A 17,621-nucleotide genomic window follows, 5' to 3' on the forward strand; every position below is an offset into this window, starting at 1 on the left:
TTTTCTTTATAAAACAATATTTTAAATAAAAACAATATATGTAATTTGTATTTAATTTACACATAATTATTTAATTTTATAATAATCTTATGTAAAATTCAGAAATAATGTCTTATTTTTTGGTTTAATATTCCAAAGACATATGAACTGGATATACTGAAAGATTGGAGCAACAAGATGGTAAACACATCTAAATACTCATCCCTCAACATCGTCCTGATTCAGACACGCGAAGCATTACTTTCCCATTTTCGGCCCATGCTGAATGATATTGGTATCACCGACCAGCAATGGCGTATTATCCGTTTACTGGCAGAAAATGGTATTATGGATTTTCAGGAACTGGCCAAACAGGCATGCATTCTGCGCCCAAGCCTGACTGGGATCCTGACGCGGCTGGAAAAACTGGGCTATGCGGTACGCCTCAAACCCTCCAATGATCAGCGACGGGTATTTCTGAAACTGACACCGGTAGGGGAAAAACTGTATGAAGATTTCTGTGTCGCAGTAGATGCACGTTACAAAGTACTGGAACAGCGTTTTACGCAGGAAAAACTGCAACAACTGGGTAAACTATTGAAAGAATTTACCAATATTGCTGTTGATAAAGAAGAAAAAGAAACCAGATAACATGGATCAACCATCCTCAACCATGGCTTTGCAATATCGGGAAGCCATGTCCAAAGTGGCGGCAGCAGTACACGTTGTCACCACAGAAGGCCATGCCGGACGTTATGGCATCACCCTCACTGCTGTCACGTCGGTAACGGACACCCCGCCCACACTATTATTATGTATTAACCGCAATGCCCGCATTCAGCCGATTCTGTGTGCCAATGGGCAGCTATGTGTTAATGTTCTGGCCGCTTCACAACAGGACGTAGCCGAGCACTTTGCCGGCCTGACATCCATTTCGGCAAGCGAGCGCTTTTTGCAGAACGAATGGCAAAATCACCACCATACTACCCAACCACAGTTAGTGGGGGCACTGGCACATTTACACGGCCACATTATCGACAGCCATGATATGGGCAGTCACAGTGTGTTTTACGTAGCGATTGAGCATATCAACGTTAATTCGCAGGAAAATCAGGGATTATTGTATTTTCAGCGGCAATTTGCTCAAACTGCTGCACCAGTGTGTGAAGCAGACTATGTCTGAAGCATTTCCCTGCAAACTGGCTGTTAATATCTGTCGGCACTGATAAACAAAACGGACTGTCCATACTGGTACAGCCCGTTATAGCTGGCAGAAATATTTATTTTACAATCTGTACCAGCTCACCCGCTGCATAGCGGTTAGCCATTTTTTCCAGAGAAACCGGTTTAATCTTGTCTGCATGACCAGCCGCACCAAATGCCACATAGCGGTCGATACATACCTGTTTCATCGCTTTAATGGTTTCAGTAAAGTATTTGCGCGGATCAAATTCTGCCGGATGTGTAGCCAGAAAACGGCGAATCGCACCTGTACTGGCCAGACGTAAATCGGTATCAATATTTACTTTGCGCACACCGTACTTAATTCCTTCCACAATCTCTTCTACCGGCACACCATAAGTTTCCGGAATATTGCCACCATATTCATTAATAACCTGTAACCACTCCTGTGGTACCGAGCTGGAACCATGCATCACCAGATGGGTATTGGGCAGGCGTTCGTGAATTTCGCGGATACGGTCGATTCGTAATACATCACCAGTAGGCTTGCGGGTAAATTTATAGGCGCCATGGCTGGTACCGATGGCAATAGCCAGTGCATCCACGCCAGTGTCCTGCACAAAGCGCGCTGCTTCATCTACACTGGTGAGCATCTGCTCATGGCTGAGCTTACCGGCAGCGCCAACACCATCTTCTTCACCGGCTTCACCAGTTTCCAGATTGCCCAGACAACCAATTTCACCTTCAACCGATACCCCACAGGCATGTGCCATGCACACAGTTTGACGGGTAACATCCACATTGTATTCATAGGTAGAAGGTGTTTTGGCATCGCTCAGCAGCGAACCGTCCATCATCACTGATGAAAAGCCCAGCTGGATAGAGCGTTGGCAAACTTCTGGTGAAGCACCGTGATCCTGATGCATTACCACTGGAATATGCGGAAATTCTTCAATAGCAGCCAGAATCAGATGACGCAGAAACGGTGCACCAGCATATTTACGCGCGCCAGCACTGGCCTGCACAATCACCGGAGCGTTAACTTCATCGGCCGCTTCCATAATCGCACGCATCTGTTCAAGATTATTGACATTAAACGCCGGCAGACCATAACTGTTTTCTGCAGCATGGTCGAGCAGTTGGCGCATAGAAACTAAAGCCATGAGATTCTCCGTGGGGTACTTGGTAAGAATGGGTAAAAATTCGGCGCAATTATACCATCAAGCATCATGTTTGTAGGCATGTGCATGCACTATTCAGTAAATCCGTGCCTGAATAAACAGTCGCGGGAATTACTGGAAAAAAACGATTCGTTCGCGTTGTACAGTTAATGGCAGCCAGTCACCCGCATTCACGGCCTGATGCAGTGGCAGCCACCAGCGCAATACCCCGTATTGCGGATGCAGCAGCTGTACATCATACGATCTGGCCGTTAAACACACCTCTGTTACCTGTACCTGCACCCCGTTTTGCGGGTCATATTGCAACGCATTCTGCGGAATATAGCAGGCATCACTGACATTATCGCAGCCCAGCAGACGCGCAGCCCAAGCATCTGCCGGCTGCGCCAGTAATTCAGATTTCTTGCCCTGCTGTACCCAGCGGCCATGCCTGAGCAGACAGATGCAATCGGCCAGTGCAAACGCTTCCTGCGGGCTATGAGTAACCAGCACCGCCGGACATTTCTGCTGGCGTAGCAAACGCAAGGTTAATTGCTGCAAACTGGCTCGCAGAGTGGTATCCAGTGCTGAAAAAGGCTCATCCAGCAGCAATGCCTGCGGTTGCAGAATCAATGCCCGCGCCAGTGCTACCCGTTGCCGTTCTCCGCCGGATAACACCCCTACCGGCTGAGTAGCTGCTTCAGCCAGCCCCACTTCCGTTAAAAGCTGCTGTGCCTGCTGCCGGGCACATGATTTACTTACCCCATGCATACGCAGGCCAAAAGCCACATTCTGCCAGACATTCAGATGCGGCAATAAAGCATAATCCTGAAACATTAGCCCAATACGGCGCAGTTCCGGCGGTAAAAAAGTAATATCTGTATCATTAATCAATATCTTGCCGCTATCCGGCTTCACCAGACCGGCAGCCATATTCAGCAAAGTTGATTTACCACTGCCGCTTTCACCCAATACCGCCACCAGCTGACCATCGGCCACCTGCAAACTTAAATCCGCTGCCACCACCTTATCAGCAAACTTTTTATTAATCTGTTGCCAGCTCAGCATATGCGTTGTTCCTTTCTGCCCTTACTCCACTCCAGCAAAGCAAAAATCAGCATTGCCAGCAACATCAACAGTAAAGTCAGCACCATAGCACGGTCATAATTATCACGGCCGGCTGTGCTCAGATAATGATAAATCAGCGTAGTTAACGTCTGCCATTCAGGCCGCGACAAAAACAGCGTGGCCGCAAACTCCCCTACACAAGTGGCCGCAGCCAGTGCCAGCCCGCGCTGCATGGCTGGCCGCAACAACGGCAAAATCACATGCAGCAACAGCTGTATGCGACTGGCTCCCAATGTTCGCGCGGCCTGTGTATAACTGCGCGGCAGACTGTCCCACGCCGCCAGTATATCCTTGGTAATAAACGGATAGGCGAGCAACGCATAGGTACATACCAGCATACTTAATGATGCCGTCCAGCCCGGGTAGCACAACAACAGTCCAAACGACACACACACCGGCGACACCATAAATGGTAAAAATGTCAGACTGCGCACCCACGCCAGCCGCTGCGCCAATGCCGCATGCGTAAAACCCAGCAGCAGGGCTAACACCATCGCCATTACAGTAAAGCGTAAAGTATTCAGCAGTGCCTGCCATGTAGTACTTTCCAGCAATACCAGCCACGAACTGCCTGCCAGCACGGCACGCCAGCCAACTGCCAGCAAGGGCAGCACACAACAACCCAGCAACAGCAGCAAAACCAGCAATAGCGCCAGTTTCTGCCGTGCAGTCGGTTTTTGCGCAGGCAGCATCTGTACCATAGCCGTTTGTGTCGTATATTTACTTAGACAGGCATGTGCAATGCCCGCCAAAAAAGTCGTTGCCAGCGTCCACAGCACCAGCACACCGGCCTGTGCCATATCCAGCTCATAGGCAATCAACTGATAAATCTGCACTTCCAGCGTAATGTAACGCTCACCCCCCAACAATAAAGCCAAACCAAAACCAGAGAAACAGTACAAAAACACCATGCACATACCACCGGCCAGCCATGGCAACATCTGTGGCAACTCAACACGAACAAAACGCTGCCACACCCCTGCACCCAGAGTCTGCGCTGCATACAAACGCGTCGCCGGTACCTGACACAAGCCCTGATAGGCCGCACGCACCATCACCGGCAGATTAAAAAACACATTCCCATACAACAATAACCACGGCGTTTCTTCCCAGCCATGCCACAACAGCCCCTGCGCCCCAAACAGCGCCAGAATACCCACACCAGCCACCAGCGTCGGCATCACAAATGGCAGCATCAGCAAACGCAACACCCAGCTTCGGCCTGCAAACTGCAAACGGGTAACCACCCACGCCACCGGCACACTCAGCAACAAAGTCAGCCCGCTGCTGATAGCGGCCTGCCAAGTTGTCCAGCCCAGTAAACGGCGCAAATACTCATCCTGCCAAACCATACGGAAACTGTCTGCATCCGTTTGTTGCAGCATCGTCCACAACGGCAGCAGCACCATAGCCAGTAAAAACAGCAGCGGCAACAGTAACAGCATTCCCAGCAGCACTTTTTGCGCCATACCACCAGCGTTTGCTTTAATGCCGTTTACCTTCATATGCACCTGTTCATTACCTTTAAATTCACCGTTTATACAATCAAACAGGGCACCACCATGCCCTGTTGTTATTCCCTAATCTAGCAATGGCAAACAGCCCTATTTCAGAGCAGCGCCCAACATCTGCCTAGCGTTGCACCACTTTCACCCACTGTTTCACCCAGCCTTGCTGTTTTGCAGCCATATCAGCCATACTCGGTAGGGCAACAGAAGTAGGAATACTCATATGGGCATATACATGTGGCAGCTTCACCCCTTTCACCGCCGGATAAACCCACATTGACGTAGGGATAGCACTTTGCACCTGATTGCTTTGCAGATATTGCACCAGCTTCGCCGCCAGTACCGGCTGGCTGGCATTATTCAGCACCGCAGCACCTTCAATCTGGCGGAATACCGCACCCTTAAAACGCAAATCGCCAGTTGGCGGTGTCTGGTATTTGCCTTTACCATAATACACCTCGGCTACCGGACTGGAAGCATAGCTCACCACCATCGGCCGGCTGCCGCCGTTAAGCGTGAAATCAGTGTAATAAGCCTCACTCCAGCCCTTGGTCACTTTCACCCCGTTCTGGCGCATTTTTGCCCACCACTGCCACGTGCCCTGTTCACCGAGGCCACCAATATTGGCCAGCAGAAACCCCAGCCCCACCGTTGAAGTGGCCGGGCTGGGCACCACCAGCAAATCCTTGTAAGCCGGGCTGGCCAGCTCTTCCAGCGAACGCGGTAAAGGTTTCTTGTGTTTATGGAACCAGGCCTTATCATAATTAATGGCAATATAGCCATAATCCACTGCCAGCACCTGCGGCAAGTCCACGTTTACCGCGCGGCTGGCCGGCTGGCTGGCAGCAAACAGCTTAAACTGCTGTGCCTTGCTGATATTACTGTTATCCAGACCATACACCGCATCGGCAATCGGTTTGGCACGCGTTAAAATCAGCTTATTGAGCATCTCATTGCCACTGCCAACCTTAATCAAGGTTAATTTAACCTGATTATCCTGCTCAAACTGAGCCAGAACATTTTTGGGCAAAGCAAAAGAATCATGCACCGCCAGACGTACTTCAGGCTGCGCCTGTGCCCATGCGGCCATCAGCATGCATAATGTCCCGATTAACCACTTACCTGCCTTCATCCCAGCCTCCTGCACTTAAAATTATCCATATCCTGTGTACAATCATACCTGTTTTACGTGTACATAGTACAAACCTGACGCCAACTTACAAATCATGACAACCCATTACTGGCTATTCGACCTTGACAATACACTGCATCAGGCGGATGCAGGCATCTTCAGCATTATCAATCAGCACATGACAGCCTATCTGGCTACTAACCTGCACATGGATAGCGCAGCAGCCTCACAACTGCGCCAGCAATACTGGCAGGATTACGGCGCCACACTGGCGGGGCTCAGACTGCACCATCCCCAAATAAACCTGCACGATTTTCTGCTTGCCTGTCATCCTCTGGCACAGATTCTGCCCCTGTTACAGCCCATGCCACAGCTACAGTACACATTGGCACACCTGCCCGGACACAAAGTAGTTTTTTCCAATGGCCCCAGCCATTATGTACAGGCACTGGTCAGTACCATGCAAATCCAGCCACACTTCCATGCCCTGCTTGGCACAGACAACATTGAGCTGCACTACAAACCTCACCCCCAAGCCTACCACAACCTGTGCCGGCAACTGCATATCCAGCCACAGCAATGTATTATGGTAGACGATAGTCTGGCCAACCTGAAAACCGCACATGCACTGGGTATGCGTACCGTATGGTATGGAAAGCACAGCCATCCCACCCCTGAAACCGATGCCACAGCCTCAGACATGTCCGGCCTGCTGCGCATCGCCTCAGACCTACTGTGAAGCGCTATACGCCAGCACACAAATTCTCTACAATAACAGATATAAATCACCAACCACAAAGGACAACGCCATGCGTGCGGGAATCTCTTTATTATGCGGTTTACTGGCTCTCAGTGGCTGTACATGGGAAACCTATCAGGATGCCACCGGCCAAACCAGACTACGCCAGAAATACGAGCCGGGTACACGAGTGGTATATCAGGATGGTACCTACTCGCACAACATGCGTTACAACAGCATGCGTCCCGAACCTCATGTCATGAAACCCAGTGTAGGTGATGCCAACGAAAAACTGCCGGCACATACCCACTGGTCAAACACAGACAACAGTGCCGAATAATCCACATACACCCATACACAGGGCTGCCGGAATCAGACATGAATTCTGGCAGCCCGTTTATACATCTGAATACATACTGATTTATGCCTACTACACCCCTTAATATCGTTATCCTCGCTGCCGGCAAAGGCACCCGCATGTACTCCCGCCAGCCCAAAGTGCTGCATGAAATCGGTGGCATCAGCATGCTGGAGCGCGTTATCCACACTGCCCAGAGCCTCCACCCCGACAACATCAGCGTCGTCATCGGCCATGGCAAAGAACTGGTGCGGCAACGCATTCAGGCAGATGTGCACTGGGTTGAGCAAAACCAGCAGCTAGGCACTGGCCATGCGGTAAAAATGGCACTGCCGCATCTGGGCAGCAGCGGGCGTACCCTGATTCTGTATGGCGACGTACCCCTGATTGACCAGCAAACCTTACAAGATTTACTCAGCACCGCCGGTGAAGATATTGGCCTGCTGACCGATGTGCTCGACAACCCCACCGGCTACGGCCGCATCATTCGTGAACAGGGCAACGTTGTAGCCATTGTCGAAGAAAAAGATGCCAGCACCGCCGAAAAAGCCATCCGCGAAACCAACACCGGCATCTTCGTACTACCCAACCACAAACTGGCACAATGGCTTAATGCCCTGCAAAACCATAACGCCCAGCAGGAATACTACCTCACCGATGTGATTGCACTGGCACAGCAGGACAACATCCCCGTACATCCGCTACAAGTACGCGCTTCATGGCTGGCAGCAGGTGTAAACAACAAACTGCAACTGGCACAACTGGAACGCATCCTGCAACAGCAGCAGGCCACCGCTCTGCTTCAGGCTGGCGTTACCCTGCGCGACCCGGCACGTTTTGATTTACGCGGCCAGCTCACCCACGGGCAGGACGTAGTTATCGACATCAACGTGATACTTGAAGGCAACATAGAACTGGGCGACAACGTTACCATTGGTGCCAACTGCGTGATTAAAAACGCCATCATCGGCGCTGGTACCACCATTCACCCCAACTCCCATCTGGATAACTGCATCATTGGCAGCAACGCCCAGATTGGCCCATTTGCCCGTCTGCGCCCACGGGCACAGATTGGCGATGCTGTGCACATCGGCAACTTTGTCGAAATTAAAAACAGCAACATCGGCTATGGCAGCAAAGCCAACCACCTTACCTATCTGGGCGATGCCACCATCGGCGAACACAGCAACATCGGTGCCGGCACCATCACCTGCAACTACGATGGCGTCAACAAATACCGCACCATCATCGGCAATCAGGTACGCATCGGCTCCGGCAACATGCTGGTTGCGCCCATCACCATCGGTGACCGTGCCACCACTGGCGCAGGCAGCACCCTGAGCAGAAACTGTCCGGCCGACAAACTGACACTGGCACGCAGCCGCCAGACCACCCTGCCAGAATGGCAACGCCCAGAAAAACCGGCCAAAGAATAAACCAGCCCTTACCCGCACCATCAACCCGTCATGCCTCAGCCGCATAACGGGTTGAAAACCATCTGCCGCACCCACTTTTAACCAGCATTCACCGTCAACAGGCACACACAGCCACTGAATCAGCCTGCTCAAAATTACATAGTCACCACAAACTTAAACATACCCAGATTATAAACTAAATAATAATCACATCCATTACCAAAAACTTGACACAAATTCCTAACACCGCAGCTTCCCTTAGCCATCCATGCATGCAAATTAACAAGCAAAAGTAATATCATGTACAATAAAAATGATTCCCACTAAGAACAACAACACAATACCTATTTCCTAAGGTTTAGCGCAGTGTCAACACTTACCCTCGATCAACTACCGTTTGGGCAACCGGCAGTCATTACCCGCCTATTGCCTGAATCCATGCCATTTCGCCGCCGCCTGTTAGCCATGGGCATCACCCCCGGCAGCCACGTCACCGTTATCCGCACCGCCCCCATGGGCGACCCACTGGAAATCAAAACCCGTGGTTTCTACCTGTGCCTGCGCCGCAGCGAAGCAAAAGCCATTAGCGTAGTTGAGGTAAAAAAATGAAAATTGCATTAATTGGTAATCCCAACAGCGGCAAAAGCACCCTCTTCAACACCCTTACCGGCTCCCGCCAGCAAGTAGGTAACTGGCCGGGCGTCACCGTCGAGCGCAAAACCGGCAGCATCCAGATAAACCAGCAACCAATTGAAATCGTCGACCTGCCCGGCACCTATGCCATCGAAAACCTCGACATAGCCGCCTCACAGGACGAAATGATAGCGCGAGAATTCGTCCTCAACGAACCCGACACCCTGATTATCAACATCATCGACGCCACCAATCTGCAACGCAGCCTCTACCTCACCTTTCAGCTTCTCGACCTGAAACGGCCTATGCTGGTGGTACTCAACATGATGGACGCCCTGCACAACATAGGCGAAAACATCAACATCAGCACCCTTACCCAGCAGCTCGGCTGTCCGGTTATCGCCATTTCTGCCGCCAAAAAAACCGGCCTGTCCGAACTGCACCAGGCCATAACCGCAGCCATTACCCATCCCGTACCGGCTCACCCGCAATTCGACACCCTTGGCAGCAAATACAGCAGCATCATCCGCAACCATCTGGCACAACTGCCCGCAGACAGCGCCATTCATCAGCTCGACCAGTGGGCACTGATTGAACTGCTACTCAAACAAAATCCCATCCCCCTCAGCGAAGCAGAAAACCACACCTTGCAACAGTGCCGCGATGCCCTGTCCGACTGGTGCAACTACGAAATCGACATCGCACTGGCCAGCGCCCGTTACGATGCCATTGACCAGCTAAGCCGTAGCATTATCGAAAAACCACGCGAAGCCAACCTGTCGCTGTCCGACAAAATCGACCGCATCACCCTTGGCCGCTACAGCGGCATCCCGTTTTTCCTGCTCATCATGTACCTCATGTTCATGGTAGCAGTGAAATTCGGCTCCGTATTCATCGACTTTTTTGACATCCTTTTCGGTACCATATTTGTCGACGGCTTTTCCGCCCTGCTTACCAAAATCAGCGCACCAGAGTGGCTGATTGCCATCCTCGCCAATGGCATCGGTAGCGGGATACAGACCGTCGCCACCTTTATTCCCGTTATTGCCGCCATGTTCCTGTGCCTGTCGTTTCTCGAAGATTCCGGCTATCTGGCGCGTGCCGCCATGGTAGTCGACAGAGGCATGCGCGCCATCGGCTTACCGGGCAAAGCTTTCGTACCCATGCTGGTAGGCTTCGGCTGTGGTGTACCCGCCATCATGGGCACACGCACCCTCGACAGCACCCGCGACCGCCTCATGTCCATCAGCATGATTCCCTTCATGTCCTGTGGTGCCAGACTACCGGTATATACCCTCTTTGCCGTTATCTTCTTCCCCCACAACGCCTCCACCGTCGTATTTATCCTTTATCTGCTCGGCATTGGCGTGGCCATCCTCACCGGCCTCATCCTCAAACACACCCTGCTGCCGGGCGCCATAACCCCATTCATCATGGAAATGCCCGCCTACCGTCTGCCTACCCTGCGCGGCATGCTCTACCTCACATGGTCACGCCTCAAAGGCTTTATCTTCCGCGCAGGACAAGCCATCGTCCTCATGGTAACCATCCTCAGCCTGCTCAACTCCCTCGGCAGCGATGGCTCTTTCGGCCACAACGACAGCAGCCAGTCTGTCCTGTCTGTAGCCAGCCAGAAAATCACCCCCGTATTTGCCCCCATGGGCATCAGCGAACACAACTGGCCGGCTACCGTAGGCATATTTACCGGCATCTTTGCCAAAGAAGCCGTTATTGCCACCCTCAACTCCCTGTACTCCATGAAAGCAGAAGAAGATGGCGGCGAAGAACACTTCAATCTGCAAGCCGGCGTCATCAAAGCCCTGCAAACCATTCCCACCAACATCAAAGAACTGGCCAGCTCCTTCCTCGACCCCCTTGGCTTCAGCGCACTAGACCAGAGCGCCGACAGCGTACAGCAGGATATGGACATCAGCGCCAGAACCATTACCAAACTAGAAGCCTCCTTTGGCAGCAGTACCGCAGCCATGGCCTACCTCATATTCATCCTACTGTACACCCCATGCGCCGCCGCCCTTGGCACCATCTACCGCGAAGCAGGCGCGCGCTGGATGCTGTTTGTCGCTGGCTGGACATTTCTCACCGGCTGGAGCTGCGCCACCGTCTATTATCAGTACCACCAGCTTAGCCACAGCAGCAGCGCCCCCTACTGGATTGGCGGCGTAGCCTGCCTCTTCAGCATCATCGTCTGCGCCATGAAACTCATCGGCAGCCGGTGGCAGACCAGCCAGCTAACCATAAAAACCAGCCCGCGCAGCACAAACAACGGCTGCCACTAAATAACAAACTATTTTTACCAACTATCAAACATATTTACCCAAACAGATAGTGATATTTCCCATATCATCACTATCTATTTGCACTCAATAGTCCAACCAACAGAAATCACCCACCAACTCACACCCGCAGAGGATTACCAGAATATGCTTATCACCGCCATTCGCGACTACCTCCTCACCATCGGACAGGCTAGCCTGCAAGATTTAGCGCGCCATTTTCAAGTACAGGAAAGTGCCATGGAGCAAATGCTCGCCTTCTGGCTCAGAAAAGGCACCATTTGCCAGCTTACCCCCAGCCAGCCAGCCTGTAACCAGAACAAATGCAGCGACTGCCTCGCCTGCCCCGACGGCGTAAAAAAAATCTATCAGGCAGTCACCAGCCCGCGCACAACCATCCCCATTAATCCAATTAATCACAGCGCCTGAACACCCCATATTTAAGTCAAAACACATTAGTAAAGTGACAGCATAAATCAATACCAACAACATACAGCCAGAGCAAATATCGGCCAGCACCAGCAGCACAAAAAACAAAATAATTGATAAATAAAAACAATTTACCCCAAACACCCACCACCATAAACCATCAGCACAGCCAAATACACCCCTCAGCACCAGCCACCACTAACAAACACTACTGTGCAAACCCGCCATTTCCATTACAATCATCTTCTCAAACAAAATGGAAACAGCATCAACAGGCACTGCGATGCACACAAGACAAGCTACCACCGCTGCATCAAACCATAACAGCAACAACATAGCCCCGTCTGACCACAATCCCGCATCCGCACCACCCAACCTGCCTGTGTAGCAAAAGGATAAACCATGTGTGGTATAGTCGGCGCCATTCGCGCTCAGGATAACGTAGTAGAATTTCTTACCAGCGGTCTTGAACGGCTGGAATATCGCGGTTATGACTCCTCAGGCATCGCCGTATGGACACCAGACGGCATCAAGCGCGTTCGCCGCGTTGGCCGCGTCAAACTCATGGAAGAAGCCGCTCAGGCCGCCGGCCTCAAAGGCTCCCTTGGCATCGGCCATACCCGCTGGGCTACCCACGGCGGCGTTACCGAGCCCAACGCCCACCCGCATATCTCCAATGATTTGATTGCCATCGTCCACAACGGCATCATCGAAAACTTCGAAACCGAACGCAGCCGCCTCCAAGCACTGGGCTATGAATTTACCTCACAAACCGATACCGAAATCATCGCCCACAGCATTCATTACGAATACACCCACACCAGCAGCGGCAACCTATTTCAGGCCGTACAGACCGCATGCCAACGTTTTCAAGGCGCCTATGCCATCGGCGTTATCGCCACAGACAACCCCGAAAAACTCATCGCCGTACGCATGGGCTGCCCCCTCCTGGTAGCATTGGGCGCAAACGAAAGCTTTATCGCTTCCGATGTTTCTGCCGTTATCGCCTACACCCGCCGCGTTGTCTTTCTTGAAGATGGCGACATCGTCCAGTTATCCACACAGGGCATCGACATCCTGCTCGACAAACACAACCAGCCGGCAGAGCGCGAAATCAAAATGTCCGAGCTGTCACTAGCCTCCCTCGAATTGGGGCTATACAGCCACTTTATGCAGAAAGAAATTCACGAACAGCCCAAAGCCATCACCGACACCGCCGAAGTATTTCTCGTTGGCGGCTTTGAGCCCGAAAACTTCGGCGCCAACGCCGCCAGCATCTTCGAGCGCATCCGCAGCATCAAAATCCTTGCCTGCGGCACCTCCTACTATGCCGCCCTTACCGCGCGCTACTGGCTCGAAGCCATCGCCCAGATACCCACCGATGTTGAAATTGCCAGCGAATACCGCTACCGCAAAGTCATCGCCGACCCCGAGCAACTCATCATCACCATCTCCCAGTCCGGCGAAACCCTCGACACCATGGAAGCACTCAAATATGCCAAATCACTTGGCATACAGCACAGCCTATCCATCTGCAACGTCATGGAATCAGCCCTGCCACGCGAAAGCGAGCTGGTACTGTATACCCGTGCCGGTGCCGAAATCGGCGTGGCCTCCACCAAAGCCTTTACCACCCAGCTAGTAGCCCTATTTGGCTTAGCTGTTACACTGGGCAAAATGCACGGGCTGGTTACCCCCGCAGAAGAAGAACAATACACCAGCGAACTGCGCCTGCTGCCCGGCAGCATACAGCACGTACTCAACCTCGAACCGCAAATCGCCAGCTGGGCAAACCAGTTTGCCGCCAAAAACAACGCCCTCTTCCTTGGCCGCGGCATCCACTATCCCATCGCCCTAGAAGGCGCACTGAAACTCAAAGAAATCACCTACATCCATGCCGAAGCCTATCCCGCCGGCGAACTCAAGCACGGCCCGCTAGCACTGGTAGACCAGAACATGCCCGTCGTCGTGATTGCGCCCAACGACAGCCTGCTGGAAAAAGTCAAAGCCAACATGCAGGAAGTAGCAGCACGCGGCGGCGAACTCTTCGTCTTCACCGACCTCGACAGCGAATTTACCGCCGGCACAGGTATCCATATCATCCGCACCCCGCGCCATATGGGCGTACTCTCCCCAATCGTCCACACCATACCAGTACAACTACTGGCCTACCACACCGCACTGGCACGCGGCACCGATGTGGATAAACCGCGCAATCTGGCAAAATCGGTAACAGTCGAATAAAAAATCAATTCAAATTTAAAATAAATCCCTACTATGCAATCATAGTAGGGATTTATTTTAACCATCAATTCATTTACAAAAAAGCTTAAATACAACACATAAATTTATTTATTAGCCATTAATTAACAAATATGAACTAAAATATGAAATAATTAAAATATTGCTTTCAGATACAAAGTCAACCAAAGCAAATGACAACCTAAAGGAGACATAAGCGTGGGAGAAGCTTACTGGGCTGCCCGAGAGGGCGATGTACTTCTACATACCTCACTAATTGCCGATATCGCCGGTGCCGCCGTAGAAATAGCCTGCTATACGGCTCTTACCGCTGCCGCCAGTTTCCTAATACTGGGAGCTCCATTTACCGGCGGCACTAGCGCCCTTGTTCTGGGGGCACTTGTCGGCGTAGTTATGGGCGTTTCTGGCGGTACTCCAAGATATCATAGTTAGCAGACTGGGTCAGTGGCTTATTTCCTCCCTCCGAAGATGGCAGAATCAAAACAGGTTCACCCAACACCCATATCAACGGCAAACCAGCAGCTCGCGCCGCAGGTACAATAGACCCAAGCATAGAACTAGTCGATAGCAGCGAACAACCGCAACAACCCACAACCTTCATCGATATTGCTGCTGGCATCTTTGGTGGTGCAGCACTAATAGCCAAAGAAATGGTCAGACCCACCGTTGCCTCTCCAGACCCACGGGCTGTCCCTAAAGAAGACGACAAAATCATTTGCCACAAACACCCATCCTCATTCTCCGATCTGGGTAGCAAATACTCCGAGAAATTACCAGATATCTCACCACTTGGCATTATCGAAGGCGGTATCGACATACTCAGCGCAGGCTGGGGCACATTAACCGGTAGTGCCGAATACATGGCCGAAGGCTCCAGCAAAGTCTACATCAACGGCCAGCCTGCCGTACGCAGCAACGACCGCAGCACCTGCGAAGCCAAAGTCACCGACAACTGCAAAGGTGGCGTCAGAGTTTCCAACAACGTGCGCATCGGTGGTGAACCCATTGTCGTGCGCGAAATCAAAAGCGGCAAACATCCCATCAACCTGATAGTTTCCGTAGCAACAGCGATATTGCGTCCCGGAAAACTGTGTACCAAAATAGTCTGCTTTGGGAAAGATTTTTTCACCGGTGTTGCTCTCAGCCATCTTACAGCACAAGGGACAAGGGCTGCATCAACTGTTTTTCTAGGCAATCCCGTCCATCTACCTACCGGCGCCAAAATACTTACAGACCAGGAAGAACTCGACTTCACCATCCCCGCCCATTTCCCCATCGAATGGCAACGCTTCTACAGCAGCAGAGACGAACGAACCCATAACATGTTCGGCGCCGGCTGGAGCGTCCCCTATGAAGTAGAAATGGAAATCTCCCCGCAGCCAGACGGCTCCTGCTCCGCCGTCTACATAGAAGAACAAGGCCGGCGCCTTGAGATCGAAGCCTTGCAGCCGGGCGAAGGCATCCGCGGCGTAAACGAAAACCTCACCATCCGCCGTGGCCAACAGAATCGCTGGATCATCGAAGACGATGACGGCATCTACCGCCTGTTTGAACCCGATCCCAACCAGCCTAATCGCCTCTACCTCACCCTGCTGCAAGACCGCAACGACAACCACCTGTTTATCTACCGCGATCAGCACAGCCGCATCAGCCACATCAGCGCCGACAACAACACCGCCACCATCTCCCTGCACTATCAGGATAAACGCCATCCCCAGCGCGTCACCCACATCAAAAGAGAACTAGCCGATGGCAGCAGCCAGCTACTGAGCCAGTACCACTACAACGAACAGGGTGACCTGCAACAAGTCATCGATGCAGAAAACCGCCCCACCAGAGAATTTGCCTACGACAACGGCCGGCGCATGAACTACCACCGCCTGCCCACCGGCTTGCAGTGTCATTACCAGTGGGATAGCTTCAGCGGATCAGATGGCATCGAATGGCGCGTCATCCGTCACTGGAGTGAAGCCGATGGCAAACGTCTGGAAGACTACCGCTTCCAGTATGACCTAAGCAAACGCCTGACTACTGCGTATGACAGCCTGGGTCGAGTAAGCCAGCATTACTGGAACGAAGTCTATCAACTCACCCGTTACATTGATGTCCTAGGGCAGACCACCGAATTTGACTGGAACGAAAACCAGCAACTGATCAGCGTCACCGATCCGCAGGGTGGGAAGTGGCGCTACAGTTACGACGAACAGGGACGTCAAACTGAAGAAACCGACCCCCTCGGCCGTACCAGCCAAACCCAGTGGCTGCCACACTGGGCTTTACCCACCATCAGCGTCGACCCCGATGGCAGCACATGGCGTTACTACTACGACCAGCGCGGCAACCTGCGCAGCGTTATCGATCCCATGAAACAGCGTACCCACTACCAGTACGACCAGCATGGCCAGATAGTCAAATAACCGATGCCCGCGGTGGCAAAAAATACCTGCGCTGGAACCAGAACGGCCAACTAATCCAACACAGAGACTGCTCCGGCACCACCACCCAACTCAATTACGACGCATAACAACCTCAGCACCATCTCCGACGCCCAATGCAACAGCAGCAAATACCAGTACAACGCCGCCGGCCAGCTCACCGGCGTAACCTTAACCGACGGCAGACAGGAACACTACCGCGTCAACAGTGCCGGCCAGCTACTGACCTATACCGACCCAGCCGGCCACAGCACCCACTACCAGCGCGACCCGCGCGGACTGGTACACACCCGCATCGATGCTGCCGGACGCAAACTCGGCTTTAACTACGATGCCTATGGCCGCCTCAACACCCTCATCAACGAAAACGGCGAACACTACCAGTTTCAATACGATGCTGCCGACCGCCTGATCGAACAGACCGATCTGGACGGGCGTAAACAACAACTAAGCTATGATGCACTGAATAACGTCAGCGCCGTGCACTTTGCTGCCGGCAGCAGTGCCGAAATCACCCACCGCTTCAAACGCGATGCCATCGGCCGCCTGATCGGCAAATACACCACCGACGGCAACACCGCCTACCAGTACGACCAAGCCGACAACCTTATCAAAGTCGGCTACAAAAAAGCCGGCCTGCCCGCAGAAGCTGAACCCGACCTCATCACCTTCAGCTACGACCAGCTGGGCAACCTGCTGAGCGAAACCACCGCACAGGGCACCCTCAGCCACCAGTACGACCCACTGGGTAACCGCATCGCCACCACCCTGCCGGATGGGCGCACCATCAACAACCTCTATTACGGTTCCGGCCACCTGCACCAGATAAACATCGACGGCCACATCATCAGCGACATCGAACGCGACAACCTGCACCGCGAAGTATTACGCACTCAGGGACGCCTGAACACCCAGTTCAAATACGACCGCAACAGCCGGCTGCAACACAAACAGATACAGCGCAATC

18 protein-coding genes are annotated in these 17,621 nt (G+C 52.4%); 12 read left to right on the plus strand and 6 right to left on the minus strand.

Annotated features, from left to right (window positions below; genetic code table 11):
• Positions 1–177 precede the first annotated feature (177 nt).
• Positions 178–630, plus strand: coding sequence for a homoprotocatechuate degradation operon regulator HpaR (gene hpaR, locus BGI33_RS09160; RefSeq protein WP_100090903.1), 453 nt, complete (start codon positions 178–180; stop codon positions 628–630).
• Between the two features lies 1 nt (position 631).
• Positions 632–1,162 carry a 4-hydroxyphenylacetate 3-monooxygenase, reductase component gene (gene hpaC / locus BGI33_RS09165; RefSeq protein WP_100090904.1) on the plus strand — a complete coding sequence of 177 codons (531 nt, stop codon included), beginning with the start codon at positions 632–634 and terminating at the stop codon, positions 1,160–1,162.
• Positions 1,163–1,259: 97 nt separating this feature from the next.
• Here the strand turns inward: hpaC and fba are convergent, their stop codons facing one another.
• The 4 genes from fba to BGI33_RS09185 form a co-directional block, all read right to left on the minus strand.
• Positions 1,260–2,324, minus strand: a complete 1,065-nt coding sequence (gene fba, locus BGI33_RS09170) for a class II fructose-bisphosphate aldolase (protein WP_100090905.1) — start codon at positions 2,322–2,324, stop codon at positions 1,260–1,262.
• Positions 2,325–2,453: 129 nt separating this feature from the next.
• Positions 2,454–3,389, minus strand: coding sequence for an ABC transporter ATP-binding protein (locus tag BGI33_RS09175; RefSeq protein ID WP_100090906.1), 936 nt, complete (start codon positions 3,387–3,389; stop codon positions 2,454–2,456).
• Complete coding sequence (locus tag BGI33_RS09180; protein ID WP_100090919.1) at positions 3,383–4,918, minus strand: ABC transporter permease; 1,536 nt, start codon at positions 4,916–4,918, stop codon at positions 3,383–3,385. The genes BGI33_RS09175 and BGI33_RS09180 overlap by 7 nt, the downstream gene beginning before the upstream one ends.
• Positions 4,919–5,081: 163 nt before the next feature.
• Entirely contained in the window at positions 5,082–6,089 is a 1,008-nt protein-coding gene (locus tag BGI33_RS09185) for a thiamine ABC transporter substrate-binding protein (protein ID WP_100090907.1), read from the minus strand.
• 94 nt (positions 6,090–6,183) lie between these two features.
• On the opposite strand from BGI33_RS09185, the gene BGI33_RS09190 reads away from it, so the two are divergent.
• From BGI33_RS09190 to BGI33_RS09230, 9 genes are all read left to right on the plus strand, one after another.
• Entirely contained in the window at positions 6,184–6,828 is a 645-nt protein-coding gene (locus tag BGI33_RS09190) for a pyrimidine 5'-nucleotidase (RefSeq protein ID WP_100090908.1), read from the plus strand.
• A 70-nt stretch (positions 6,829–6,898) separates the two neighbouring features.
• Positions 6,899–7,168 carry a spore cortex protein gene (locus BGI33_RS09195; RefSeq protein ID WP_100090909.1) on the plus strand — a complete coding sequence of 90 codons (270 nt, stop codon included), beginning with the start codon at positions 6,899–6,901 and terminating at the stop codon, positions 7,166–7,168.
• Positions 7,169–7,251: 83 nt separating this feature from the next.
• Positions 7,252–8,622 (plus strand): bifunctional UDP-N-acetylglucosamine diphosphorylase/glucosamine-1-phosphate N-acetyltransferase GlmU, encoded by a 1,371-nt coding sequence (glmU, locus tag BGI33_RS09200; protein WP_100090910.1) that lies wholly within the window; start codon positions 7,252–7,254, stop codon positions 8,620–8,622.
• Between the two features lie 345 nt (positions 8,623–8,967).
• Positions 8,968–9,210: a FeoA family protein gene (locus BGI33_RS09205; protein ID WP_100090911.1), complete on the plus strand. Its 243-nt coding sequence runs from the start codon at positions 8,968–8,970 to the stop codon at positions 9,208–9,210.
• Entirely contained in the window at positions 9,207–11,531 is a 2,325-nt protein-coding gene (gene feoB, locus BGI33_RS09210) for a Fe(2+) transporter permease subunit FeoB (protein ID WP_100090912.1), read from the plus strand. The genes BGI33_RS09205 and feoB overlap by 4 nt, the downstream gene beginning before the upstream one ends.
• 144 nt (positions 11,532–11,675) lie before the next feature.
• Positions 11,676–11,957 (plus strand): FeoC-like transcriptional regulator, encoded by a 282-nt coding sequence (locus BGI33_RS09215; protein ID WP_100090913.1) that lies wholly within the window; start codon positions 11,676–11,678, stop codon positions 11,955–11,957.
• Positions 11,958–12,359: 402 nt separating this feature from the next.
• Positions 12,360–14,201, plus strand: coding sequence for a glutamine--fructose-6-phosphate transaminase (isomerizing) (glmS, locus tag BGI33_RS09220; RefSeq protein ID WP_100090914.1), 1,842 nt, complete (start codon positions 12,360–12,362; stop codon positions 14,199–14,201).
• A 216-nt stretch (positions 14,202–14,417) separates the two neighbouring features.
• Positions 14,418–14,651: a hypothetical protein gene (locus tag BGI33_RS09225; protein ID WP_100090487.1), complete on the plus strand. Its 234-nt coding sequence runs from the start codon at positions 14,418–14,420 to the stop codon at positions 14,649–14,651.
• A 218-nt stretch (positions 14,652–14,869) separates the two neighbouring features.
• Positions 14,870–16,636 (plus strand): DUF6531 domain-containing protein, encoded by a 1,767-nt coding sequence (locus tag BGI33_RS09230; RefSeq protein WP_100090915.1) that lies wholly within the window; start codon positions 14,870–14,872, stop codon positions 16,634–16,636.
• A 50-nt stretch (positions 16,637–16,686) separates the two neighbouring features.
• On the opposite strand, the gene BGI33_RS14380 is transcribed toward BGI33_RS09230, so the two are convergent.
• Both BGI33_RS14380 and BGI33_RS14385 read right to left on the minus strand, forming a co-directional pair.
• Positions 16,687–16,815: a hypothetical protein gene (locus BGI33_RS14380; protein WP_257380424.1), complete on the minus strand. Its 129-nt coding sequence runs from the start codon at positions 16,813–16,815 to the stop codon at positions 16,687–16,689.
• A gap of 58 nt (positions 16,816–16,873) precedes the next feature.
• Positions 16,874–17,032 (minus strand): hypothetical protein, encoded by a 159-nt coding sequence (locus tag BGI33_RS14385; RefSeq protein WP_257380425.1) that lies wholly within the window; start codon positions 17,030–17,032, stop codon positions 16,874–16,876.
• 102 nt (positions 17,033–17,134) lie between these two features.
• On the opposite strand from BGI33_RS14385, the gene BGI33_RS09250 reads away from it, so the two are divergent.
• Positions 17,135–17,621: RHS repeat domain-containing protein (locus BGI33_RS09250; protein WP_180298969.1), on the plus strand; the 487-nt coding region annotated here is incomplete at its 3' end.

The organism is Snodgrassella alvi (assembly GCF_002777425.1).
GTDB classification, from domain to species: domain Bacteria; phylum Pseudomonadota; class Gammaproteobacteria; order Burkholderiales; family Neisseriaceae; genus Snodgrassella; species Snodgrassella alvi_B.